Annotated in this window: 19 protein-coding genes and 1 tRNA gene; 9 read left to right on the top strand and 11 right to left on the bottom strand. The window is 66.9% G+C overall.

What is annotated here, in order from left to right; translation table 11 throughout:
• The first annotated feature begins 225 nt into the window (after positions 1 to 225).
• The 7 genes from FOC67_RS01545 to ccpA all read left to right on the top strand — a co-directional run bounded on the left by FOC67_RS01545 (position 226) and on the right by ccpA (position 6,500).
• Positions 226 to 299: transfer RNA gene (locus FOC67_RS01545), tRNA-Arg, on the top strand.
• A gap of 271 nt (positions 300 to 570) precedes the next feature.
• Entirely contained in the window at positions 571 to 1,716 is a 1,146-nt protein-coding gene (locus tag FOC67_RS01540; protein WP_003094795.1) for a slipin family protein, read from the top strand.
• A 55-nt stretch (positions 1,717 to 1,771) separates the two neighbouring features.
• Positions 1,772 to 2,986, top strand: a complete 1,215-nt coding sequence (locus FOC67_RS01535) for an RtcB family protein (RefSeq protein ID WP_003111139.1) — start codon at positions 1,772 to 1,774, stop codon at positions 2,984 to 2,986.
• A gap of 36 nt (positions 2,987 to 3,022) precedes the next feature.
• A complete protein-coding gene (locus tag FOC67_RS01530) occupies positions 3,023 to 3,835 on the top strand; it encodes a DNA polymerase beta superfamily protein (RefSeq protein ID WP_003111140.1) in 813 nt (270 codons plus the stop codon).
• The gene (gene rtcA / locus FOC67_RS01525; protein ID WP_003111141.1) at positions 3,832 to 4,857 is read left to right on the top strand and encodes an RNA 3'-terminal phosphate cyclase; all 1,026 of its coding nucleotides are present in this window, start codon (positions 3,832 to 3,834) and stop codon (positions 4,855 to 4,857) included. The genes FOC67_RS01530 and rtcA overlap by 4 nt, the downstream gene beginning before the upstream one ends.
• A 101-nt stretch (positions 4,858 to 4,958) precedes the next feature.
• Entirely contained in the window at positions 4,959 to 5,336 is a 378-nt protein-coding gene (locus tag FOC67_RS01520; RefSeq protein ID WP_003094811.1) for a hypothetical protein, read from the top strand.
• A gap of 123 nt (positions 5,337 to 5,459) precedes the next feature.
• Positions 5,460 to 6,500, top strand: coding sequence for a cytochrome-c peroxidase CcpA (gene ccpA / locus FOC67_RS01515; RefSeq protein WP_004364346.1), 1,041 nt, complete (start codon positions 5,460 to 5,462; stop codon positions 6,498 to 6,500).
• Between the two features lie 60 nt (positions 6,501 to 6,560).
• Here the strand turns inward: ccpA and gdhA are convergent, their stop codons facing one another.
• The 8 genes from gdhA to ettA form a co-directional block, all read right to left on the bottom strand.
• Positions 6,561 to 7,898 carry an NADP-specific glutamate dehydrogenase gene (gene gdhA, locus FOC67_RS01510; RefSeq protein WP_003094817.1) on the bottom strand — a complete coding sequence of 446 codons (1,338 nt, stop codon included), beginning with the start codon at positions 7,896 to 7,898 and terminating at the stop codon, positions 6,561 to 6,563.
• Between the two features lie 295 nt (positions 7,899 to 8,193).
• Entirely contained in the window at positions 8,194 to 9,585 is a 1,392-nt protein-coding gene (locus tag FOC67_RS01505) for an outer membrane protein transport protein (protein WP_023435601.1), read from the bottom strand.
• Positions 9,586 to 9,844: 259 nt separating this feature from the next.
• Positions 9,845 to 10,333: an alkane oxidation protein activator PraA gene (gene praA, locus FOC67_RS01500; protein WP_003119407.1), complete on the bottom strand. Its 489-nt coding sequence runs from the start codon at positions 10,331 to 10,333 to the stop codon at positions 9,845 to 9,847.
• A gap of 597 nt (positions 10,334 to 10,930) precedes the next feature.
• Positions 10,931 to 12,208, bottom strand: coding sequence for an efflux RND transporter periplasmic adaptor subunit (locus FOC67_RS01495; protein ID WP_009316258.1), 1,278 nt, complete (start codon positions 12,206 to 12,208; stop codon positions 10,931 to 10,933).
• Complete coding sequence (locus FOC67_RS01490; protein ID WP_009316257.1) at positions 12,198 to 13,679, bottom strand: TolC family protein; 1,482 nt, start codon at positions 13,677 to 13,679, stop codon at positions 12,198 to 12,200. The genes FOC67_RS01495 and FOC67_RS01490 overlap by 11 nt, the downstream gene beginning before the upstream one ends.
• Entirely contained in the window at positions 13,672 to 14,865 is a 1,194-nt protein-coding gene (locus tag FOC67_RS01485) for an ABC transporter permease (RefSeq protein WP_003116279.1), read from the bottom strand. The genes FOC67_RS01490 and FOC67_RS01485 overlap by 8 nt, the downstream gene beginning before the upstream one ends.
• Entirely contained in the window at positions 14,862 to 15,548 is a 687-nt protein-coding gene (locus FOC67_RS01480) for an ABC transporter ATP-binding protein (RefSeq protein ID WP_003141570.1), read from the bottom strand. Before FOC67_RS01480 ends, FOC67_RS01485 begins: the two co-directional genes overlap by 4 nt.
• Before the next feature lie 506 nt (positions 15,549 to 16,054).
• Positions 16,055 to 17,719, bottom strand: a complete 1,665-nt coding sequence (gene ettA / locus FOC67_RS01475) for an energy-dependent translational throttle protein EttA (RefSeq protein ID WP_003094829.1) — start codon at positions 17,717 to 17,719, stop codon at positions 16,055 to 16,057.
• 110 nt (positions 17,720 to 17,829) lie between these two features.
• Here ettA and FOC67_RS01470 point away from each other — a divergent pair, with 110 nt between their 5' ends.
• Entirely contained in the window at positions 17,830 to 18,015 is a 186-nt protein-coding gene (locus tag FOC67_RS01470; RefSeq protein WP_003161789.1) for a hypothetical protein, read from the top strand.
• Between the two features lie 196 nt (positions 18,016 to 18,211).
• Positions 18,212 to 18,730, top strand: coding sequence for a TetR/AcrR family transcriptional regulator EscR (gene escR, locus FOC67_RS01465; protein ID WP_003094834.1), 519 nt, complete (start codon positions 18,212 to 18,214; stop codon positions 18,728 to 18,730).
• A gap of 50 nt (positions 18,731 to 18,780) precedes the next feature.
• On the opposite strand, the gene oprJ is transcribed toward escR, so the two are convergent.
• Genes oprJ through mexC form a run of 3 tightly spaced genes read right to left on the bottom strand, consistent with a single transcriptional unit; the run spans position 18,781 to position 24,548 of the window.
• Positions 18,781 to 20,220 carry a multidrug efflux transporter outer membrane subunit OprJ gene (gene oprJ / locus FOC67_RS01460; protein WP_004352729.1) on the bottom strand — a complete coding sequence of 480 codons (1,440 nt, stop codon included), beginning with the start codon at positions 20,218 to 20,220 and terminating at the stop codon, positions 18,781 to 18,783.
• Positions 20,221 to 20,225: 5 nt separating this feature from the next.
• The gene (mexD, locus tag FOC67_RS01455; protein ID WP_009316253.1) at positions 20,226 to 23,357 is read right to left on the bottom strand and encodes a multidrug efflux RND transporter permease subunit MexD; all 3,132 of its coding nucleotides are present in this window, start codon (positions 23,355 to 23,357) and stop codon (positions 20,226 to 20,228) included.
• A 27-nt stretch (positions 23,358 to 23,384) separates the two neighbouring features.
• The gene (gene mexC, locus FOC67_RS01450; RefSeq protein WP_031627782.1) at positions 23,385 to 24,548 is read right to left on the bottom strand and encodes a multidrug efflux RND transporter periplasmic adaptor subunit MexC; all 1,164 of its coding nucleotides are present in this window, start codon (positions 24,546 to 24,548) and stop codon (positions 23,385 to 23,387) included.
• Positions 24,549 to 24,586 lie beyond the last annotated feature (38 nt).

Genomic DNA, 24,586 nt, shown 5'->3' with positions numbered 1-24,586 from the left:
AAAAAATTTATTCACCTTTAAAATCAAATAGTTAATCAAGAAATAGTCTCATCGATAAAAACCTGGCACGCCGCTCGCTATATCCATCTCGACCGCATCGCCCATGCAGGCCGACGGGTCGGGACTCCAGTCCCGCCGGTGCCCGAGCCCACCCCTGGTGTCGGCGTCGTGCATGCCGCCCGCAACAACGACGGTCATTCGCGAATGACGGCAATGCCGCTTCGCGGTTCGATAGCTCAGCCTGGTAGAGCAACCATCCACGAAATGGTCTGTCGCGGGTTCGACTCCCGCTCGAACGTTGCCTTAACGGCAATCACTCAATGGCAACACCCGCCGGTGTGGCCGAGGCGAACTGCGCAAGCGGCCAGGAAGGCCGGACAACGCAAGGGAGCCGAAGCCGCCGCCGGCCCGTCCGGCCCGCGGTTCGGGCACGGGGCAAGGCAGGCCGGGGATCGAGGGAATCGATCGCATGGACAGGACGTCCGCCAGGCCAACCTCCTCCGCGCTCCACCCGCGACGCTCGACGGGCCGGCAACACCGGCACCACGGAAGAATGAAAGGAATGAAGAGATGAAAATGCTGAAGCGCTTTATCGTGAAGAAGAACGAACGCGGCCTGCTGTACTCCGAAGGCGACTTCCTCGCCGTGCTCGAACCGGGCACCTACCGCCGCTTCGATCCGTACGACCGCCTGAGCCTGGAAAGCTTCAGCCTGAACACCCCGCAGTTCGAACACCGCCTGGCCGGCTACCTGCGGCAGAGCGAACCACAACTGGTGGAGCGCTATTTCACCCGGATGGACCTGGGCGACAACGAGGCCGGCCTGCGCTACGAGGACGGCGTGCTGGTGGAGCTGCTCGCACCGGGCAGCCGCCGACTGTACTGGAAAGGCCAGACCGAGCAGCGCCTGGAGCGCATCGACCTGACCCAGGACTATCGATTGTCCGCCGCGCTGGTCGCCCAGTTGCACCAGCCGAACCTGCGCGACCGTGCCCTGGCGGGCCTGGACGCAGTGTTGCTGGTCCAGGTGCCGGCGTTCCAGGTCGGCGTGCTCAAGGTCGACGGCGCCCTTGCCGGCCTGCTGCAAGCCGGACAATACGGTTTCTGGCGCTACAACCGGCAAGTCAGCGTGGAACTGGTCGACACCCGTATCCAGGCGCTGGAGGTCAGCGGCCAGGAGATCCTCACCCGCGACAAGGTCAGCCTGCGCCTGAACCTCGCCGCCAACTGGCGCTACAACGACGTACTCACCGCCTTCTCGCGGCTGAGCAAGCCGCTGGAGTACCTGTACCGCGAGCTGCAGTTCGGCCTGCGGGCGGCAGTGGGCACCCGCACCCTCGACGAACTGCTGGAGAACAAGCAGTCGATCGACGAAGCGGTCAGCGCCCACCTGGCCGCCAAGCTGGAAGACAGCGGCCTGGAAGTGAGCGGCCTGGGCGTGCGCGACATCATCCTCCCGGGCGAAATGAAGACCCTGCTGGCGCAGGTGGTGGAGGCGGAGAAGGCGGCCCAGGCCAATGTGATCCGCCGCCGCGAGGAAACCTCGGCGACCCGCTCGCTGCTGAATACCGCGAAGGTCATGGAGGAAAACCCGACCGCGCTGCGTCTGAAGGAACTGGAAACCCTGGAGCGGGTGGCCGAGCGCATCGACCGGATTTCGGTATTCGGTGGCCTGGACCAGGTATTGAACGGACTGGTCACGCTGAAGCAGGCCTGATCACGAACGATAGCCGCGCCGTCGACGGGACGACGCGGAGCACAAGGAAAGCACGATGAAAGACATGAATATCCTCGAAGTGGCCGGCGGCAAGCCGATCAAGCTCTGGACCCAGGGCGTCCCGGTGGAGGAGGAAGCGCGCCAGCAGTTGCTGAACACGGCGAAGATGCCCTTCATCTTCAAGCACCTGGCGGTGATGCCTGACGTACACCTGGGCAAGGGCTCGACCATCGGTAGCGTGATCCCTACCCTCGGCGCGATCATCCCGGCCGCGGTGGGCGTGGATATCGGCTGCGGAATGATCGCCGCGCGCACCTCGCTGGTCGCCGCCGACCTGCCGGACAACCTGCACGCCCTGCGCAGCGCCATCGAGCAGGCGGTACCCCACGGCAAGACCTTCGGCCGCCGCGACCGCGGCGCCTGGCACGAGGTACCGGAGGCCGCCGACCAGGCCTGGAAGGCGCTCGCCGGTCGCTTCAAGGCGATCACCGACAAGCACCCGAGGCTGGAGAAGACCAACAACCGCCAGCACCTGGGAACCCTCGGCACCGGCAACCACTTCATCGAGGTCTGCCTGGACGAGGCCGACCGCGTCTGGTTCATGCTGCACAGCGGTTCGCGCGGGGTCGGCAACGCCATCGGCAACCTGTTCATCGAACTGGCCAAGGCGGACATGCGCCAGCACATCGCCAACCTGCCGGACAAGGACCTGGCCTACTTCGAGGAAGGCAGCCGGCACTTCGACGACTACGTGGAAGCGGTCGGCTGGGCCCAGGATTTCGCCCGGCAGAACCGCGCGCTGATGATGCACGCGGTGATCGAGGCGGCGCGCCAGGTGATCCGCAAGCCGTTCGAAGCCAACCTGGAGGCGGTCGATTGCCACCATAACTACGTGCAGAAGGAGCGCCACTTCGGCCAGGAGGTACTGGTCACCCGCAAAGGCGCGGTGTCCGCGCAGAAGGGCCAGCTCGGCATCATTCCCGGCTCGATGGGGGCGAAGAGCTTCATCGTCCGCGGCCTCGGCAACCAGGAAGCGTTCTGCTCGTGCAGCCACGGCGCCGGGCGGACCATGAGCCGGACCAAGGCGAAGAAGGTCTTCAGCGTCGCCGACCAGGCCCGCGCCACCGCCCACGTCGAATGCCGCAAGGACGCCGACGTGATCGACGAGATCCCGATGGCCTACAAGGACATCGACCGGGTCATGGAAGCCCAGCGCGAGCTGGTGGAAGTGCTGCACACCCTGCGTCAGGTGGTGTGCGTGAAAGGATGACGGGCGCCCTGTGGCGCCCGCTGGGGAAGAATCGAAATGAACAGGGAAGCACGCCATCCGCTCCCCGCCGCCATGCGCGAGCGGGTACTGGATGAGCTGGAACGGATCGAACGCGAGCACGACGTAGTCGTGCTCTACGCCTGCGAGTCGGGCAGCCGGGCCTGGGGCTTCGCTTCGCCGGACAGCGACTATGACGTACGCTTCGTCTATGTGCATCAGCCCGAGTGGTATCAGCGCGTCGAGGAACCTCGCGACGTGATAGAACGCCCGCTGAGCGACGAGCTGGACATCAGCGGCTGGGAGCTGCGCAAGGCGTTGCGCCTGATGCGCAAATCCAACCCGGCCCTGCTGGAGTGGCTCGGCTCGCCGCTGGTGTATCGGGAAGAGCCTGGCGTGCGCGAGGAACTGCTCTGGCTGGGCAACGCCTTTCACTCCGTACCTGGCAGCCGCCATCACTACCTGTCGATGGCACGCAAGAACTACCGCGGCTACCTGAAGGGCGACAGCGTCCGGCTGAAGAAATACCTCTACGTCCTGCGCCCGTTGTTCGCGGTGCGTTGGCTGGATGCAGGCCTGGGCTTGCCGCCGGTGGCGTTCGAGAGGCTAGTGGAAGCCACGCTGGACGACCCGTCGCTGCGCGAAGAGCTGGATGCCCTGCTGAGCCTCAAGCGTCAGCGCGACGAATCGGCCTACGGCCCTCCGCGCCTGGCGCTGCAACGCTTCATCGAAGCGGAGTTGCTCCAGGCCGAACGAGGGGCCGCCCAACCAACCGGCGCGCGCCAGGACAGCCGACTGCTGGATCGCTACCTCCACGACAAGATATGGCAATACACAAGGGAAACCTCATGAGAAAGGACCTCATCGAACTCGACGGCAGCGAAGGCGGCGGGCAGATCCTGCGTAGCGCCCTGAGCCTGTCGATGACCAGCGGCCAGCCGCTGCGCATCCGCAACATCCGTGGCCGGCGCAGCCGTCCGGGGCTGCTGCGCCAGCACCTCACCGCGGTGCGCGCGGCGGCGGAAATCTGCGCGGCCGAGGTCGAGGGTGCCGAACTCGGCTCACGCGAGCTGGCGTTCCGGCCCGGTGCGATCCGCGCCGGCGACTACGCCTTCGCCATCGGCTCCGCCGGCAGTTGCTCGCTGGTACTGCAAACCCTGCTGCCGGCGCTGCTCGCGGCCAACGGCGAAAGCCGGGTGAGGATCAGCGGCGGCACCCACAATCCACTGGCGCCGCCGGCGGACTTTCTCCGCGACAGCTGGCTGCCGCTGCTGCGGCGGATGGGCGCGGAAGTCGACCTGGAACTGCTGCGCCACGGCTTCGTACCCGCCGGCGGTGGCGAGCTGCTAGCGCGGGTACGCCCGGCGCGCTGGCGGCCGCTGCAACTGGAGCATCCCGGCGCGGCGCTGCGGCGCCAGGCGCGGGCGCTGCTCGCCGGGATTCCCGGGCACGTCGGCGAGCGCGAGCTGGAGAGGGTCCGCCAGCGCCTCGGTTGGAGCGACGAAGAACGCCAGCTGGAGTTCCTCGCGGAGGACCAGGGGCCGGGCAACGCCCTGCTGCTGCGGATCGACTGCGAGCACATCTGCGCGACCTTCTGCGCCTTCGGCCAGGCCGGCGTCAGCGCCGAACGGGTGGCGGAACAGGTCGCGACGCAAGCCATCGGCTGGATGGAAAGCGGCTGCGCGGCGGACGAGCACCTCGCCGACCAATTGCTGCTGCCCATGGCCCTGGCCGGCGCCGGCAGCTTCACCACGCCGCGGCTGAGCGCCCATCTGCAAAGCAACCGCCGGATTATCGAACGCTTCCTGCCGGTGAGGATCGGCGACCAGGCGCTGGACGGCGGCGGTCATCGCATCGTCATCACATCGGCTTGACGAATTCCTCACCAATGCCGACCTAGACTCGCGCCGGACCTGCCAGCGGGCCCGGCGCGAACCTCCGGGAGTCCCGTCCCGGCGGTCGAGGAGTCCCAGCCATGTCTTCTTCGCGTCTCGGCGTGCTTGTCCTCGCCCTGCTCCTGCTCACCGCCACCCTGCTCGGCGGCTGCGAAAACACCCACCAGCACCTGCTCGCCCAGGGCTACCCGCCCGCCTATGCCGACGGTTTCGACGACGGCTGCGGCAGCGGCCGCCAGGCGGCCGGCTCGATCAGCGGCGAATTCCGCAAGGACGTCCCCCGCTACCTGCGCGAGGCGATCTACGCCAGCGGCTGGGGCGACGGCTTCGAGCAATGCCGGTCGATGGCGCGGAGCGAGGAGCGGCGGCGTTTCGAGGAACGCCAGTGGGACGACCGCGACGACGATTGGCAGCGCGACCGCGACCGCGCGCTGGCCCGGGCCTTGCGCGAGCGCTGAAGCACGCTGCGACAACCATCCGCAGCACCGATCCCGGTGCGCTTGATCCACGTCAAGCCGGGCAGCGCGCCGCTGGCCTCTCCTCACAGGACCGGTTGTAACGCCTGATAAGGAGAAAAAAAGATGCAGTCCTCGCAACTGCTCCCGCTTGGCAGCCTGTTGCTGTCGTTCGCCACGCCCCTCGCCCTGGCCGATGCCCTGCACGACCAGGCCAGCGCGCTGTTCAAACCCATCCCCGAGCAGGTCACCGAGCTGCGCGGCCAGCCCATCAGCGAGCAACAGCGCGAACTCGGCAAGAAACTGTTCTTCGACCCGCGCCTGTCGCGCAGCCATGTGCTCAGCTGCAACACCTGCCACAACGTCGGCACCGGCGGCGCCGACAACGTACCGACGTCGGTCGGTCACGGCTGGCAGAAGGGGCCACGCAATTCGCCGACGGTCTTCAACGCCGTGTTCAATGCCGCGCAGTTCTGGGATGGCCGCGCCAAGGACCTGGGGGAGCAGGCCAAGGGCCCCATCCAGAACAGCGTCGAGATGCACAGTACCCCGCAGTTGGTCGAACAGACCCTGGGCAGCATCCCGGAATACGTGGACGCCTTCCGCAAGGCCTTCCCCAAGGCCGGCAAGCCGGTCAGCTTCGACAACATGGCGCTGGCCATCGAGGCCTACGAGGCGACCCTGGTGACTCCGGACTCGCCCTTCGACCTGTATCTCAAGGGCGACGACAAGGCCCTCGACGCGCAGCAGAAGAAAGGCCTCAAGGCGTTCATGGACAGTGGCTGCAGCGCCTGCCACAACGGCATCAACCTGGGCGGCCAGGCCTACTTCCCGTTCGGCCTGGTGAAGAAGCCCGACGCTAGCGTCCTGCCCAGCGGCGACAAGGGCCGCTTCGCCGTGACCAAGACCCAGAGCGACGAGTACGTATTCCGCGCCGCGCCCCTGCGCAACGTCGCCCTCACCGCGCCGTACTTCCACAGCGGCCAGGTCTGGGAACTCAAGGACGCGGTGGCGATCATGGGCAACGCCCAGCTCGGCAAGCAGTTGGCGCCGGACGACGTGGAGAACATCGTCGCCTTCCTGCACAGCCTGAGCGGCAAGCAGCCGCGCGTCGAATATCCGCTGCTGCCGGCCAGCACGGAGACCACGCCGCGTCCCGCGGAATAACCGGCACAAGGAAAAACGGGGCTCCCCTGGAGCCCCGTTTTTTTCCTCGATGGGACGACCTCAGACCACGCCCTGCGCCAGCATCGCATCGGCGACCTTGACGAAGCCGGCGATGTTCGCCCCCTTCACGTAGTTGACCCGCCCCTGTTCCTCGCCGTACAGCAGGCAGGCATGGTGGATCGACTGCATGATGCCGTGCAGCTTGGTATCCACCTCGCCCTCGCTCCAGCGCAGGCGCATGGCGTTCTGCGACATTTCCAGGCCGCTCACCGCCACCCCGCCGGCGTTCGACGCCTTGCCCGGCGCGTAGAGGATGCCGGCCTCGAGGAACAGGTCGACGGCTTCCAGGGTCGAGGGCATGTTGGCGCCTTCGGCGACACAGACGCAGCCGTTGGCCAGCAGGCGCCGCGCATCCTCGGCATCCAGTTCGTTCTGGGTCGCGCAGGGCAGCGCGATATCGCAGGCCAGGCCCCAGGGCCGGCGCCCTTCGAGGAACTGCAGGGAAAACTGCTCCGCCATCTCGCGGATGCGCCCGCGGCGCACGTTCTTCAGCTCCATCAGGTATTCCCACTGCTCGTCGGAGAGCCCCGCCTCGGCATACAGGGTGCCTTCGGAATCGGACAGCGAGATCACCTTGCCGCCCATTTCCATGACCTTGCGCGCCGCGTACTGGGCGACGTTGCCCGAGCCGGAGATCGCCACCCGCTGGCCGTCGAAGCCGCGGCCACGGTCCTTGAGCATTTCCTGGGCGAAGTAGACGCAGCCGAAGCCGGTCGCCTCCGGGCGGATCAGGCTGCCGCCGTAGCTCAGGCCCTTGCCGGTCAGCACCGAGGTGAACTGGTTGGACAGGCGCTTGTACTGGCCGAACAGGTAGCCGATCTCACGCGCGCCGACGCCGATGTCGCCGGCCGGCACGTCCAGGTCGGCGCCGACGTGACGGTACAGCTCGCTCATGAACGACTGGCAGAAACGCATCACCTCGGCGTCGCTCTTGCCCTTCGGATCGAAGTCGGAACCGCCCTTGCCGCCGCCCATGGGCAGAGTGGTCAGGGAGTTCTTGAAGACCTGCTCGAAGGCGAGGAACTTCAGCACCCCGAGGTTGACCGAGGGGTGGAAGCGCAGGCCGCCCTTGTAGGGGCCGATGGCGCTGCTCATCTGCACCCGGTAGCCACGGTTGACCCGTACCCGGCCCTGATCGTCGACCCAGGGCACGCGGAACAGGATCGCCCGCTCGGGTTCGACGATGCGTTCGATGATACCGGCTTCCAGGTAGTGCGGGTTGGCCTCGAGGAACGGCCAGAGGGAACGCAGCACCTCTTCCACCGCCTGGTGGAATTCGGGCTGATCGGGATCGCGCCGCTTCAGGCGCTCGAGGAAAGCGTCGACGGATTGCGTCATTTTTCTCACCGGTTTCTAGTTTTGTGAACAATTTTTTGCGCGTGACTCTAACAAGCCAGGCGGCACCTAGAAAGTGCGAAATGACGCATTGATGAATCTTTATGGTGCAAAACTGAAACTTTCCGCGTCCGCCAGAACGGCTCGGGCCAGAGCGCGCGCCTGGAACCAGGCTGCCTCCCGGGCAGGCCACGCACTGTTGAAGGGCGACGAGGGCACCGTTCGCGTGCATCCCGGCGCCAGATGCGAAAGGGCCTCCCCCTGACGGGGGAGGCCCTTTCTCTGCCTACGGCCGGGTCTAGAAGTCGTAGGTCGCGGACAGGCTGAACACCTGTCCCTTGCTGGTTGCCTTGCCATCCAGGCGTCCGCCGCCCAGGCGATCCTGGTTGACCGTCTTCAACGGCACCTCCTTGACGAACTGCCGCGAGTAGGCCGCGTCGATCGACAACTCCGGCATCGACTGGAAGCGATAGCCGGCGCCCAGGGAGGCGAAGTAGCGATCGCCGTCGGGAATCCGCGGGTCGCGGGTGGCATTGTGGGTCGGCGTCTGGTCGTAGGCGACCCCGGCGCGCATGGTCCACTGGTCGGTCACCTTGTAGTCGCCGCCCACCGCCAGGGTCCAGGTGTTCCGGTAGGTGTAGGGGATGGAGACGATCGTGTTGCCGTGGGACTTGAGGGTCAGGTCCTGGAACGACGACCACTCGGTCCAGGTGGCGCTGGCGCCCAGGCTCAGACGGTCGTTGAACTGGTGTACCCAGTCCAGCGAGGCGTAGGCGGGGATATCCAGGCGCGCCGAGGCGGAAGCGCCCATCCGCAGGTCCAGGCCGGGATAGGCAAGGCCTGGCGTGCCGCCCTCGATGGCGCCCTCGGTCAGCCCACCGTCGTGGTCGTAGAGGTTGTAGTGCCCCTTCAGCTTGTTGCGGATCTTCGCGTGGTAGGCGAAGCCCAGGGTATCGCGGTCGGTCGGCTTCCACACCGCGCCGGCGAAGAAGCCGGGCGAGGTGTTGTCCACCTTGACCCGCATCAGCGCGGACGAGTTCGAGGCCGGGAACGGAATCCCGCCCATGCCCGGGGAGTTGGCGGCCGAGGCATAGAGATCGAGGTTCTGGCTGACGAAGCCGGAGGTGCGCTGGATGATCACCCCGGCGCCCAGGGAAAAGTTGTCGTTGACCTTGAACGACAGGGAGCCGGTCAGGCCGATCGTCTCGATCTTGGTGTCCACCGCGAAATCGCGGCCTTTCCAGTTCGGGTCCCAGGTACTGCGCATTCCCATCGGAACGACCTGGCTCAGACCGAAGGCGAAGCGGTCGTTGATCGGTACGACCAGGAAGCCGGTCGGCAGCCACGCGCCGAATCCGGCCTGGCCGCCATCGTTGGTAGCCAGCTCGGGGGTACCCGGCCCGTCCTGGTAGCCGCCGGTCATGGGATTGCCCTGGTAGTCGTAGGCATCGCCGTTGTACTTGATGTCGATATCGGCGTAGTTGACCGTCAACTGGGCGATCCGCTTGTCGATGAACGCCATGGCCGCCGGGTTGTTGAACGCGGCGCTCGGATCGTTGGGAAACAGCGAGCCGCCTGCCATCGCACGGCCCCAGCCCGCCGTGTTGGTGGTCGGCACCATGAAGCCGCCGGCTTGCGCCTGGGACGTGCCGAACAGTCCGCCGACGATCAGGGCGCAGAGCAATGGCAATGGTTTTCTGGCAAACAGGCAGGAAATATCGTTTTTGTTGTTCAAGGTTTCACCCCTGGTGGACTGCTAATGCACGGGGCACGATGGTCGGCCTGCTTGAGCGTCCTGGCGGACACCCTCCCCCAGACCGTTTTCCATGTGCGAACGAGGTTCTGCGCCGCTTCCGGCGGAAACTCCCTCGGACCTGCCGGCCCGCGAAGGACGCCTGGCAGCGGGAGCGCGAAACCGCTGGCGCCGAGGGCGCCAGCGGCAGCCCGGATTACGGGTTGACTACGAAGGCCGGGGTCGGCTTCACGCTCAGGCTGTTGATCTTGCAGTTGCCTGCCAGCGACTGATTGCTGGCGCTGAGGGTGTTGGTGGCGTTGCTCCAGGAACCGTTGACGGTGCTCGGGCCACAGGTAGAGGAGAGAATCTTGAAGCCGACGCCATCGACCTTGCCGGCGGTGGTGCTGGAAACGGTCAGCTTCCACGGCAGGCCGGTCATCTGCGGCACGCTGCACAGGGTGTTGCTGCCGCTGACGGTGACGCTGTCGATCGAGGCATAGGAGCCATCGGCGGCGGTCTTGCCCTTGAAGGTGATGTTGCAGGTCACTGGCAGATTGAGCGACGCCGGCGAGCTCACGCTGATGGTGCCAGGTGCGGTGAAGGCCGAGTTGACCGGGGTGATGGTGGCCGCGCTGGCCATGGACGAAACGCTCAGGCAGAGAGCAAGAGCAGCAAAGGACGGCAGGGACTTGATGGATTTCATTGTTTTGTATCCTTCCAGTGAGTTGGCAACGCTCGCGGTTGCCGAGCCTTGATCATGCGGCAGGATCGTCGCCGACCCGCCCCCACGACCACCTTGTGCCTTCCCGTCCGATCCACCTGCCAGGCGAACCACACCACCCGCCTTGGCCGTGCGTACCGGGATTCGGGAGAGGCTTTACCTCATGAGTCCTATCCGGTGCCGACGCTGACGGTCCCCACGACGAGCCGGGACAGACCGGATATCGGAAAGATCCGATAGGGTTTGCCAACCCGCCGCGCCTCGGAATGCCCACCTGGCCGACCTCCGCGAACGCAGGCCTGACAGGGCTGGCAATCACCACGAAGGGGCAGTGGACCAGTCAACGACGGGGGCCAGAGTACGGTCAGCACGGCTCTGGAAAAGCCTAGCGAAAGAAGGGGGTTGACCCTCCGAAGGAAGGTCGGTGAATGCCGTGGAGGGCGGACGAAGCGTTGTCGCGAAGGAATCCTGATACCTCTGTCAACATCCGCGTCGGGAAGAAACGCACCATGACGGGGCGTACCTACCAGAATTGGCAGCTCGCGAAGCGACCCAGCCAACCCAAAGTTAGGTTGCCAACTATCGGTCGGACGAGGACGACACGCGAACGAGACCCGGCTGCAACTCGAACACCTCCACGCCCTCCGGCGTGGAGCGTCCGATCTTGACCTGTTGCGCCATCACGCTGGCGCCGGGAGCCTGGCGAAAGTCCACGAACAGCCGGTCACCCTCGTGGCGTATCGCCTCCGGCGGCACGACGATGGCCTGTTCGTTGCGATAGGTGGTGACCGTCAGCTTGGCGCTCATTCCCAGACGAATCTTCTGCAACTGGCGGGGATCGAGCGGCGCTACCGACACCGTCACCTCGAACTGCGGGCTACCTCCCTGGGCCATGCCGGGCAGAGCCTGACCACCGAGGGCGGCGATGACGCCCGCCAGCGTGGTGCCCTCGAAGCCGTCGCCACTGATTTCCACCGCCTGCCCTTCGCGTAACTGGTTGATATCCAGTTCGGAAACCTTCGCAGATACCTTCAGCCGCTCGACGCTGGCCAGGCCGAACAACGCCTGGCCCTGCCCCAGCTTGCTACCGGCCTGCACCGGTTCGCGGCTGCCCTGCTCGCCAGCCAGGCCGGGCGCCGCGACGACGATACCGGCAAAGGGCGCGCGCACCGTACGGCCATCCAGCTGGGCCTGCAGCGTCTCGTATTTCACGCTGGCGTTGGCCAGGTCCATTTCGGCGATCTGGCGATTCTCGCCCTGCCCCTTGGCGCGGGTCGACTCCACTTCCCGCCGGGCCGCCTCCAGGTCCATGCGCTGCTGGCTGGCCTGTTGTTCGAGATCGTCGAGTTCGTTGCGCGGGACGATCCCGCGCTGGAACAGCTCGCGGGTCTCGCGCAACTTGCGCTCGGTGCTGCTCTGCGCCAGCTGCGCGCTGCGCAGGGCACGACGGACCCGCGCCATGTCCTCGCCACGCTCCCAGTCGCGCAGGTCCTGCAGGGTGCGACGGGCCTTGAGCAACGCCGACTGTGCCTCGCGCACCTGCACGGCGATCTCGCGGGTGTCCATGCGCAGCAGCTCCTGTCCTTCCGCGACCCGCTGTCCCGGCTCCACCAGCAGCGCCTCGACATTGCCGGCGAAGGGCGCCGCCAGGGTCACCACGCGCCCCGGCTCCAGGCGTCCGATCAGGCCGATCTGATGCACCAGCGGGGCCGCCCGCACGGCGACCCAGCGCTCCCCTTCCGTGCGTTTCGCGGTGCCGCCGGCGAGGACCAGCCAGGCCAGCGCCGCGACAACCGCCAGGCCGACGGCGAGCGGCAATGCGGGCCGGCGCAGGAAGGAAAACCGGTCAGTGGTCATTGAGCGAAATCTCCCAGCTATCCAGGGTCATGCCGACGATCAGGTCGAGCTGCGTCTGCGCATTGAGAAACGAGATCAGGGCATTCAATTGGGTGTTCTCGACGTTGCGCAGGTCGGTCTCGAAGCTCAGCACCTGGAAGTTGCTCGAACGCCCGACGCGCAGCTTTTCCCGCTCGATCTCCAGCTTGCGCCGCGACAAGGCGGTGGCGCGCTGGGCGATCTGGTACTGGCGCCAGCGCGTGCCGAGGTCGCGCACCGCATCGATGACGTTCTGCTCCAGGGTCTGCCGGGCATCCTCGATCAGGATCTTCTGGTTCTCCACGTCGACCTGGGCGCGCACCTCGGCCTGCCGGCGGCTGAGGTCGCCGATGGGAATTTCCACCTGTACCCCGGCGTAGCTGTCCCAGCTGCGTGAATTGTCGCCACCGCCCTCGCTGTAGCGGTCGCGGATCTGGCTGGCGCCGCCCACCAGCGAGACATCCCACAGGCGCTGGTTCTTCGCCAGCACCAGGTTGAGGTCGGCCTGGCGACTGCCGATCAGGCGTTGCAGGTATTCCGGTTGCTGCTGCAGGGCGGTCCTGATCGCCTGCTGGCGGTCGACCTCGATCGGCGTGGCGGCCAGCGCATCGCTGGCGCGGATCTGCGTCGACAGGTCCAGCGCCAGCAGTTGCAGCAGGGCCAGGCGTGCGCTGTCGACCTGGTTGGCGGACTCCTCGACGTTGAGCTCCTGGCTGGCGACGTCGGCCTCGGTCTGCACGATCTCGAATTCGGCCATTCGCCCGGTGCGGATCATCGCCCGGTTGACCTCGAGCAGCTCCTGGGTCCGCGCCAGGGCTTCGCGAGCGATGCGCGCCTGCTCCTGGGCGCGCAGCAGCTCCCGGTAGGCACCGATGACCTGGCTGATGGTCTGCGACACGCTGGCCTTGAGTTGCAGGCGATTGGCGTCTTCGGAGAGACGTGCCAGGCGCAGCGGCGCGGTGGTGACGTCCCAGCCCGCATCGCGCAGCAACGGCTGGACGACGGTCAGGTCGAGGCCATCGCTGCGGTAGCGCCCGGCCTCGTCGGCGGTGCGGAACTGCTTCACCCAGGCCAGGCTGAAACGAGTGCCATATTCGCCAAGCAGGGTCGCGGTGGGCGAGACATTGCTGGTCCTCGTGCGGTCTTCGGTGGCGCGGTTGGCGCGATAGTCGCCGCGCACCACCAGCTTCGGGTTGAAGGCGTCGGCGGCGACCCGCAGGTCGAACTTCTGCGCGATCCGTTGCAGGTAGGCGCTACGGATTCCACGGTTGTTGCGCAGGCCAAGATAGACCGCGTCGCTCAGGCTGAGGTCGATCACCTGCTCGCTGAGCAGTACCGACCTGCCCTGCTCGCGGGCCATGCTCGGTACGTCCGGACTCAGCGCCGGGTTGACGCTGGCCGCCACCGGAAGAGCGGCGACCAGCCACAGCACGCCCAGGCCCCACCTATTCATCGCGCAGCGCCTCGACCGGTTGCAGGCGAGCCGCCGAGACCGCCGGATAGAGCCCGAAGAACAGCCCCACCAGCAGGGTACTGCCCATCCCCAGCGGCAGGGCCGCGTAGGCCAGGGAGAAGGTCCAGCCGGAGAACCTGGCGTAGAGATACGCAGCCGCCACGCCGAGCACCGCGCCCGACAGCGCGCCCGCGGCGGTCAGGGTCACCGCCTCGATCAGGAACAGGTTGCGGATGTCCCGCTGGCGCGCGCCCAGCGCCATGCGCACGCCGATTTCCCGGCGGCGTTCGGCGACACTCATCAGCATCACGTTCATCACTCCGACGCCGCCGCCGAGCAGGGAGATGATCCCCAGTCCGGCCAGCAGGTAGGTGAAGGTCCGGGTCTGCCGCTTGAGTCCATCGAGCACCTGCTGCGAGACCTGGACCTGCGCCTCGTGGCCGGGCAACCGCGCCGTCAGGGCCGCGCCCAGGGCCGCGCCGACGCTATAGACGTCCGCTCCCGGCGAGACCCGCGCCACCACATGGCTGACCTCGGCGGCCGGCTGCAGGCGCGGCATGCCCGGCGCCGGCACGAACAGCGAGTCGTTGGCGGCGAACGGCAAGAGAGCGGCGCTGGCCTGCGGCTGGAGAATGCCGATCACGCGGAACAGATAGTCGTTGACCGTCAGTTGCTCGCCGAGGCGCAGCGGATCGCCGGGCGCCCCCAGGGCCTCGGCGATTGTCGCGCCCACCACCACGTAGGTGTCGTGATCGTCGAAGTGCGAGAGGAAACGTCCTTCGCGCAGCCGCAGCCTGGCGGCGGCTGCGAGCCCGGCGCTGGCGCCGACGATACTGGCGTTGCTGGTGCGTCCGTGAAAGGTCACCGGCGCCGAGTACAGGCCCAGCGCCGCCAGGTGCTCCAGACCGGCCACGTCGCGGAGCAGCGGTTCGGTGTCGAGCGACGCCGGCATCGGCATCGGCGCCTGCGGGGCGAACGGGAACTGCACCACCAGGGTGTCGGTGCCCATGTCCTTGAAGATGCTCATCGCTTCGTCGGTCGCGTTGCTGCCGATGTTCAGCATCGCGATCACCGATGAACAGCCCATGACGATACCCAGCAACGCCAGCAGCGAGCGGCGCCCCAGCCCGCGAAGACTGGCGAGGGCCTCGTGAAGCAATTGCCGGGGCGACGGGCTGGCGCTCACCGGCAGGCCTCCGCCAGGTCCTCGTGCACCTCGCCATGCCGCACTGTCAGTTGGCGCCCGAGACGGGCGGCCAGGCTGGGATCATGGGTGACCACCACCAGGGTCACCTGGCGCTCGCGGTTGAGGGTGAGGAGCAGCTCCAGCACTTCTTTCGCGGTGCTCGCGTCGAGGTTGCCGGTTGGTTCGTCGGCGAGGATCAGCGCCGGCTCGCCGACCAGCGCGCGAGCGATGGCGACGCGCTGCCGCTGGCCGCCGGAGAGGTCCGCCGGACGATGGCCGGCGCGCTCGGCCAGGCCGACCCGGGCGAGCATCGCCTCGGCCCGCTCCAGTGCCTCGCGGCGCGGCATCCCTCGATAGCTCAGGGGCAGGGCGACGTTGTCCAGCGCGTTCAGCCGCGGCAACAGGTTGAAGCTCTGGAAGACGAAGCCGATCAGGCGGTTGCGGATCGCCGCCAGTCGGTCCCCGTCAACGCTGAAGATGTCGTGCTCGGCGAAGCGGTAGGCGCCGCTGTCCGGGCGGTCGAGCAGGCCGAGAATATTCAGCAGGGTGCTCTTGCCCGAGCCCGACGCGCCGACGATCGCGCAGCTTTCTCCGGGAAAGATGTCCAGGCAGACGTCTTTCAGTATCTGCAGCGGCTGCCCCCCCAGGAGGTAGCCCTTGCCGATCCCCTGCAGGGAGATCAATGATTCGTGCTTGTTTGTTGTTGGCATTCGCACCCGACCGCTCGCATCCCTTCAAGGCCCGCCCGGTCGTACCGCCGCAAGGCCGGCGATACAGGCCGAACGGCCATACTGCTGATGATGGAGACAGCGCACAAGCCGCCACCACCGGCAACGCTACCCCGAGGCGCCAGCGCCGAGCGAAGGTAGCGGCTGGTCCGCCCGGCCAATGCCGGTACTCGATTCCGCCGGGCTTCGCCATATGGCGCGGCCTCTCCGGGCAGGCGGTATTGAGCGCACGGATCGGCTGCGCAGACCACTAGCAGAGCTGACACCATCGCGGCCGTCGATGCACCCCCATCTTTAGTTAGGTGAAGGCTCAGGCATGCTGCGTGGGAGCCTCCCCCGGGTACCGCCGATGGAGGTGTCCCTGCGCAGTTCCCATGTTCCCCAGCGCATGGCTCGTTGAATTCCAGGCATGAAAAAACCGCCGGCCGGCAACGCCGGCGAGCGGTTTCTCGAGGGTGCGCTTACGCCAGTTTCTTGTAGCGCACGCGGTGCGGCTGGGCCGCGGCGTCGCCCAGGCGCTTCTTGCGGTCCGCCTCGAACTCGGTGTAGTTGCCTTCGAAGAAGGTCACCTTGCCATCGTCCTCGTAGGAGAGGATGTGGGTGGCGATCCGGTCGAGGAACCAGCGGTCGTGGGAGATCACGATGGCGGAGCCGGGGAAGTCCAGCAGCGCCTCTTCCAGCGCACGCAGGGTTTCCACGTCGAGGTCGTTGGACGGTTCGTCGAGCAGCAGCACGTTGCCGCCCTGCTTCAGGGTCAGGGCCAGGTGCAGACGGCCACGCTCACCGCCGGAGAGGTCCTTGACGAACTTCTGCTGGTCGGCGCCCTTGAAGTTGAAGCGACCGACATAGCTGCGCGACGGGACTTCGTAGTTGCCGATCTTGATCTGCTCGAAACCGTCGGAAACCTGCTCCCACACGGTCTTGTTGCCTTCCAGGCTGTCACGGCTCTGGTCGACGCTGGCGATCTGCACGGTCTCGCCGATCTCGATGGTGCCGGAGTCCGGCTGCTCCTTGCCGGTAAGCATGCGGAACAGGGTCGACTTGCCCGCGCCGTTGCCGCCGATCACACCGACGATGGCGCCCTTGGGAATGCTCAGGGACAGGTTGTCGATCAGCACGCGGTCGCCGTAGCCCTTGGTCACGTTGTGCAGTTCGATGACCTTGTCGCCCAGGCGCGGACCGGCCGGGATGTAGATCTCGTTGGTCTCGCTGCGCTTCTGGAATTCCTGCGACTGCAGTTCCTCGAAGCGCTGCAGGCGCGCCTTGGACTTGGCCTGGCGGCCCTTGGCGCCCTGGCGTACCCACTCCAGCTCGGCCTTCATGGCCTTGGCGTGGGAGGCTTCCTGCTTGGCTTCCTGGGCCAGGCGGGCGGCCTTGGATTCCAGCCAGCCGGAGTAGTTGCCTTCGAACGGGATGCCATGGCCACGGTCGAGTTCGAGGATCCAGCCGGCGACGTTGTCGAGGAAGTAGCGGTCGTGGGTGATCGCCACCACGGTGCCGGGGAAGTCGTGCAGGAAATGCTCCAGCCAGGCCACCGAGTCGGCGTCCAGGTGGTTGGTCGGTTCGTCCAGCAGCAGCATGTCGGGAGCCGACAGCAGCAGACGGCACAGCGCTACGCGGCGCTTTTCGCCGCCGGACAGGTGCTCGACCTTGGCATCCCACGGCGGCAGGCGCAGGGCGTCGGCGGCGACTTCCAGCTGGCGTTCCAGGTTGTGTCCGTCGGATGCCTGCAGGATCGCCTCCAGCTTGGCCTGCTCGGCGGCCAGGGCGTCGAAGTCGGCATCCGGCTCGGCATAGGCGGCATAGACCTCGTCCAGCCGCGCCTGGGCCTGCTTGATCTGGCCGACGGCCTCTTCGACGATGTCGCGCACGGTGGCCTGCGGGTCCAGCTTGGGCTCCTGCGGCAGGTAGCCGACGTTGATCCCCGGCATCGGCCGGGCCTCGCCTTCGATCTCGGTGTCGACGCCGGCCATGATCCGCAGCAGGGTGGACTTGCCCGCGCCGTTCAGGCCGAGCACGCCGATCTTGGCGCCGGGGAAGAACGACAGGGAGATGTCCTTGAGGATTTCACGCTTGGGCGGAACGATCTTGCCGACCCGATGCATGGTGTAGACGTACTGAGCCAAAACGAGCACCTCATGAAGAAAAGGAAAAAAACTCGGCCAAGTATATGACAGACCGAGAGAAAGCTGGCCAGCCACCCCGGTTTTCGTGGGGCGGGGCGCTTCGCCGCCGGATGTTCGCCGTCCGATTCCAGGCCGCTACGGTGACGCTGAGCAGCGTACTGGCCGCCCTTACCGTCTCCGCTACCCTCGTCCTGTCAAAGGCGTTCTGCCTGAGCGAGGCGGCGACCATCGCCCCGTGCGAGGTCTGGGTGGGCCTGGCACTGCTCGCGGCCATGGTGCTGCCGCTCAAGACCTGACGCGAAGCAAGGCGTGGGGAGATCCAGCCTGCTACAATTGATCCAAATCAGTCTCAAAAGAACAAAAAAAACCTCAAAAATGACACTCGCTCCCAGATCCGCCCAGCTACCCGACTCCCCGCACAGGGACAGTCTCGACCCAGCGCCAACCCCGTCGTCTCAGGACCAGCGCCTGCTCAAGGCCCTGGCCACCGCGATGGTCAATCATCCGCGCGCCACCATGGGAGAACTGGCGGAACTGGCAGGAGTGAGCAGGGCAACCCTGAACCGTCATTGCGGTACCCGCGAAGGTCTCAAGCGGCGCCTGGAAAGCCATGCCAGGAGTACCCTCGAACGCCTCACCCACAGCGCCGCCCTGCAGCGGCTGGAGCCGCGGGAAGCGCTACGCGAGCTGATCCGGGAACACCTCGCCCAGCGCGACCTGCTGGCGCTGCTGATGTTCGAGCAGAACCCGGGACGCCAGGCCGGGCATGGGGACGCCAGTTGGCAGTCCTATGTCGAAGCCCTGGACGCCTTCTTCCTGCGCGGCCAGCAGAAGCGTGTGTTCCGTATCGATATCAGCGCGGCGACCTTCAGCGAACTCTTCATCGTCCTGATCTACGGCATGGTCGATGCCGAGCGCCGCGGTCGCGCGGCCAGCGCCGGGTTGTCCGCCACGCTGGAGGAGCTGTTCCTGCGTGGCGCGTCGAACCCCGCACAACCTGCCAGCCCTTGAGCGGGCGGCAGTTGCCACCCGCTAGCACCGTTTCCCACACGTTTACCCGCTCAACTCCTGCCGCCTCGATGTACCACCAGGCTCCGTCCCTCGTCCCAGCCTCCGCCGAGCGCGCGGAACAGGTCGACCAGGGCGATCTGCCGCTGGGTGCTGCCGTCGATGAAGGCGATCTCGTTGAGGAAGCTGCTGCGCTGCGCATCGAGGTAGCGCAGGTGGTTGTCGACGCCACTCTCGTAGCGTGCCTTGGCCAGCTTCAGGGCTTCGTTGCTGCTGTTCGCCAGGGCGCGCAGGGCCTTCTCTTCGCGACGCAGGGTATCGCTGGCCGCCAGGGCGTCGGCGACCTCGCGGAAAGCGGTCTGGATGGTCCCCTCGTAGGCGGCCACCGCCGAATCCTTGCGCGCCTCGGCCAGGCTCAGGTTGGCACGGTTGCGCCCGCCATCGAAGATCGGCAGCGTCAGCGTCGGCAGGAAGCTCCAGGAGCGCGAGCCGCCATCGAACAGGCCGGACATTTCCGCGCTGGAGGTGCCGAAGCTGCCGGTCAGGCTGATGCGCGGGAAGAACGCCGCGCGCGCCGCGCCGATATCCGCGTTGCGCGCCCGCAAACGATGTTCGGCGGCAAGGATGTCCGGGCGTCGCTCGATCAGCTCGGACGGCGTGCCGGGTGCGATGTCCTGCAGCAGCTTCGGCCGCCGCCCCGGACTCCGCGGAATCGCCTGCGCGGCATCGTCGCTACCCAGCAGCAACACCAGCGCGTTGAATGCCTGCTGTTTCTGCCGCAGGTTGCGCTCCTGCTCGGCGCGCGCCTGCTCCACCAGGCCAAGGGCTTCCTGGTAGTCCAGCGCGGTGGCGGCGCCGGCCGCGCGGCGCTGGTCGATCAGGGCGAAGGAATACTCGCGGCTGACCAGGGTCTGACGGGTCAGCGCCAGGCGCCGCAGGGCGCCGTCGTAGCTCAGGTAGGCCTGGCTGACCTCGGCGACCAGGGCGATCCGTGCCGCGCGCGCTGCCTCCTCGCTGGCCAGGTACTGTTGCAGGGCTGCGTCGGTCAGGCTCTTGACCCGACCGAAGAGGTCCAGTTCGTACTCCGGCAGGGCCAGCCCGACCTGGTAGCTGCTGGCCACTTCCGAGCGATTGCCGGCGGACAGGTCGGCCGGCTGCCGCTGGCGGTTGCCGGTGGCAGCGGCGTTCAGGCCCGGAACCCGGTCGGCGCGCTGGATTCGATACTGCGCGCGGGCCGCCTCGATATCCAGGAGGGTCTGGCGCAACGAGCGGTTGTTATCCAGGGCCACGTCCACCAGGCGGCGTAGTTCGGCATCGACGATGAAACTCTTCCAATCCAGCGTGTCGATCGCCGCGCCCTGGCGCTGGGCGGCGGCGCCGCTCCAGCTGTCGGCCACCGGCGCGGCGGGACGTTCGTAGGTCGGCGCCATGGAGCAGGCGCCGAGGGTCAGGGCGATCAGCAGCGCCGATACGCCGAATGCAGGTTTGCGCATCTCGTTCACTCCCCGGCCGAAGCGGCCTGTTCGATGGGTGCCGGCTTGCTGCGCAGCAGCGACAGCAGCCAGACGAAACAGATAGGTACGAACAGCACGCCGAGGAAGGTGGCGCTGAGCATCCCGCCGATCACTCCGGTGCCGATGGCACGCTGGCTCGCCGCGCCGGCACCGCTGGCCAGGGCCAGGGGTATCACGCCGAGGATGAACGCCATGGAAGTCATGATGATCGGCCGGAAGCGCAGGCGCGCGGCCTCGATGGCGGCGTCGCGCAGGCTATGCCCCTGCTCCCAGAGTTCCTTGGCGAACTCGACGATGAGGATCGCGTTCTTCGCCGAAAGACCGATGATGGTGATCAGGCCGACCTTGAAATACACGTCGTTGGACATACCGCTGACCATCACCGCGAGCACCGCGCCGATGGCGCCGATCGGCACGATCAGCATCACCGACAGCGGGATCGACCAGCTCTCGTAGAGCGCCACCAGCAACAGGAACACCACCAGGATGGCGAGGGCGAACAGGCTGGTGGCCTGCCCGGCGGAGACCTTCTCCTGATAGGACAGGCCGGTCCACTCGTAGCCGATGCCGGCCGGCAGCTGCGCGGCCAGGCGCTCCATTTCCGCCATGGCTTCGCCGGTGCTGAAGCCGGGCGCGGCGTCACCGACGATGCGGATCGACGGGTAGCCGTTATAGCGCACCAATTGCACCGGCCCCTCTTCCCATTTCACGCTGACGAAGGCGCTGAGCGGTACCAGGTTGCCAGCAGCGTTAGGCACGTATAGCTCGAGCACGCTTTCCGGGGTCATCCGGTTGCCCTGTTCGGCCTGGATCACCACCCGCTGTTGGCGCCCCGCATTGGTGAAGTCGTTGATCACCTCCGAGCCGAAGGCGGCGGACAGCGTGCCGCTGATGGTCTCGAAGCTCACCCCCAGGGCGCGGGCCTTCTCCCGGTCGATCAACAGGCGCAGTTGCGGCGCTTCGGCCAGGCCTTCCATCATCGCGTAGAGGAATTTCGGGTTGGTCTGGACCTCGCCGAGCAAGGTATCGCGGGCCTGCAACAAGGCCTCGCGGCCGACGCCACCGCGGTCCATCAGGCGTAGGGCGAAACCGCCGGAGTTGCCCAGGCCGTCGATCGGTGGCGGCGACACGGCCATGATGGTGCCGTCGTCGGGCAGCGCGAAATGCTCGTTCAGCGCGGCGATCTCGGCGGCGGCCGACTGCTCGGCGCCTCGCTCGGACCAGTCCTTGAAGGTCGGGAAGGCCAGCGCGGCATTGTCGCCCTGGCCGGAGAAGCTGAAGCCCGAGATCAGGAACACCGAAGCCACCGCCTCGCGGGACTTGAGGAAGCGCTCGAGTTCCTCGCCGGTGGCATCGGTGCGCACGCGCGAAGCGCCAGGCGGCAGTTGCACGTCGACCACCATGTAGCCGAGGTCTTCCGCCGGCACGAAGGCTTCCGGCAGGCGCAGGTAGAAGTAGCCAAGCATGGCCACCAGGCCGGCGTACACCAGCATGAAGCGTCCGGCGCGCGCCACCAGCTTCGAGTTGAGCAGCGAATAGCGCTCGGTGACGCGGGCGAAGCCACGGTTGAAGGCGCCGAAGAAGCCGCGCTTCTCGTGGTGCCCTTCGGGAATGGGCTTGAGCAGCGTGGCGCACAGCGCCGGGGTGAAGGTCAGGGCGAGGAAGCCGGAGAACAGGATCGAGACCGCCAGCGACACCGAGAACTGCTGGTAGATCACCCCCACCGAACCGGCCATGAAAGCCAGCGGCAGGAACACCGCCGAGAGCACCAGGGTGATGCCGACGATGGCGCCGGACACCTGCTTCATCGCCTTGGCCGTGGCCTCGGCCGGGGAAATCCCCTCCTCCGCCATGATCCGCTCGACGTTCTCCACCACCACGATGGCGTCGTCCACCAGGATGCCGATCGCCAGGACCATGCCGAACATGGTCATCATGTTCACCGAGAATCCCAGCAGGTACATCACCATCAGCGTACCCAGCAGGCACACCGGCACCACGATGGACGGGATCAGGGTGTAGCGGACGTTCTGCAGGAACAGGAACATCACCAGGAACACCAGGACCATCGCTTCGATCAGGGTGTGGATCACCTTCTCGATGGCCACGTCGACGAAGCGCGAGGTGTCGTAGGGCACGCTGTACTGCATGTCCTCGGGGAAGAACGCCGACAGTTCGGCGAGACGCTGTTTCACCAAGGTAGCGGTCTGGATCGCGTTGGCCCCGGGCGACAGCTGGATAGCCCCGCCCACGGTGGGCGTGCCATTCAGTCGCGAGGAAATGTTGTAGCTCTCCTTGCCGAGTTCCAGGCGCGCGACATCGGCGAGCCGGACCAGCGAGCCGTCCTCGTTGGCGCGCAGCACTACCTGGCCGAACTCCTGCGGATCGTCCAGGGTGCCCTTCACCGCCAGGGTCGCCGTCAGCTCCTGCGCGGAACTGCCTGGTGCGCTGCCGAAGGCGCCGGCCGGCACCTGCACGTTCTGCCCGCGGATGGCATTGCTCACGTCGTCGATGGAGAGGCCGAAGCCCACCAGCTTCTGCGGATCGATCCAGACCCGCATGGCCGCCTCGGAAGAGAAGAATTGCAGCTTGCCGACGCCCGGCAGGCGCCGCAACTCGTTGTTGATATTGCGCGCGGCATAGTCGCCGAGGGTGGTGGTGTCGCTGCGCTGAGCGCCTTCCTTGTAGCTGAGCGCATAGATCAGCAGGAAACCGGCGCTGGTCTGCTCGACCTGCAGGCCCTGGGTCAGCACCGCCTGCGGCATGCGCGCCTCGGCTTTCTTCAGGCGGTTCTGCACGTCCACCTGGGCCAGGTCCGGATCGGTGCCCGGCTCGAAGGTGACGACGATCTCGGCGCTGCCGTTGGAGTTGTTGGTCGACTCGAAGTAGAGCAGGCCCTTGGCGCCGTTCAGCGACTCCTCGAGCACGCTGGTGACGGAGTCCACCAGCACTTTCGCCGAGGCGCCGGGATAGGTGGCGGTGATGGTGATCTGTGGCGGCGCGACATTGGGGTACTGCGCTACCGGCAATTTGGAAATGACCAGCAGGCCGGCCAAGGAGATGAACAGGGCCACCACCCAGGCGAAGTTCGGCCGCTTGATGAAGAATTCGGACATCGGAAAATCCTCGGGGCGAACCCGCCCTTACTGTTGCGGCACGGACGACTGGGCTTGCGTCTGGGCACCATCCGGCTTCGGCACGATCTTCACCCCCGGCTGCACCGCAGCCAGGCCGCCGACTATGACCCGGTCACCCGGCTCCAGGCCCTCGGTGATCTGCCAGCGCGACCCCTGCATGACGCCGGTACCGACGCTGCGCGCCTCGGCGCGCTCGTCGGCGCCCACCACCATCACCTGGGCGCTGCCGTCGCTGGAGCGGCGCACGGCCCGTTGCGGCACCAGGATCGCCTGGTTGTCGATGCCCTGGGGCGTACGTACGCGCACGTACATGCCCGGCAGCAGGACCCCGTCGGGGTTGGCGAACTTGCCGCGCAGGGCGATCTGGCCGGTGCCGCGATCCACCGCCACGTCGGCGAACTGCAACGCGCCCTGGCGCTCGTAGGGCGTCCCTTCGACGCGCAGGGTCAGCGCCTGGCTGTCGCCGGCGGCCAAGGTGCCTTTCTTCAGGGCGTCGCGCAGGCGCAGGGCCTCGGCCGCGGTCTGGGTGAAATCCGCATAGATCGGATCGAGCTGCTGGATGCGCGCCATCAGCGTCGCCTCGCCCTGCCCGACCAGCGCGCCCTCGGTCACCAGCGCGCGGCCGATGCGCCCGGAGATCGGCGCAGTGACCGAGGCGTAGCCGAGGTTCAGGCGCGCGGTCTCCAGGTCGGCCTGGGCCGAGCGGGTCGCCGCCTCGGCGCTGCGCAGGTCGGCGGTGGCGGTGTCGAAGTCCTGCTGGCTGACCGCCTGGATCTTCACCAGCGGCTCGTAGCGACGCACCCGCGCCTGCGCCTCGAACAGCACCGCGCGGTTCCGCGCCAGCTCGCCCTCGGCGCGCGACACCGCAGCCTTCAGCGGTGCCGGATCGATCTGGAACAGCAGATCGCCAGCCTTGACGTCGGCGCCCTCCTCGAAGCGCTTCTGCACGACGATGCCGGCCACCCGCGCGCGCACCTCGGCGACCCGCACCGGTTCGATCCGCCCAGGCAGTTCCGAACTCAGCACCAGGGGCTCGGCCTGCACCGTCAGGACCTCCACCGGCAACACCATTTCGGCGGCCTCCTGTCGCTCTTCCGCCGGCCCACAACCTGCCAACGCGATGGCCATAGCCAACGCCCCGATCCTTCCTATTGCACGCAAATCAGCCATGACACACCCGACCGTTGATTGAAAACGGATCGAATGGT

Origin of the sequence: Pseudomonas sp. FDAARGOS_761 (assembly GCF_013343155.1) — a bacterium.
GTDB classification, from domain to species: Bacteria; Pseudomonadota; Gammaproteobacteria; order Pseudomonadales; family Pseudomonadaceae; genus Pseudomonas; species Pseudomonas aeruginosa.
The sequence above is the reverse complement of the archived record's forward strand: the minus strand, read 5'-3'. Positions and strand labels throughout refer to the sequence as shown.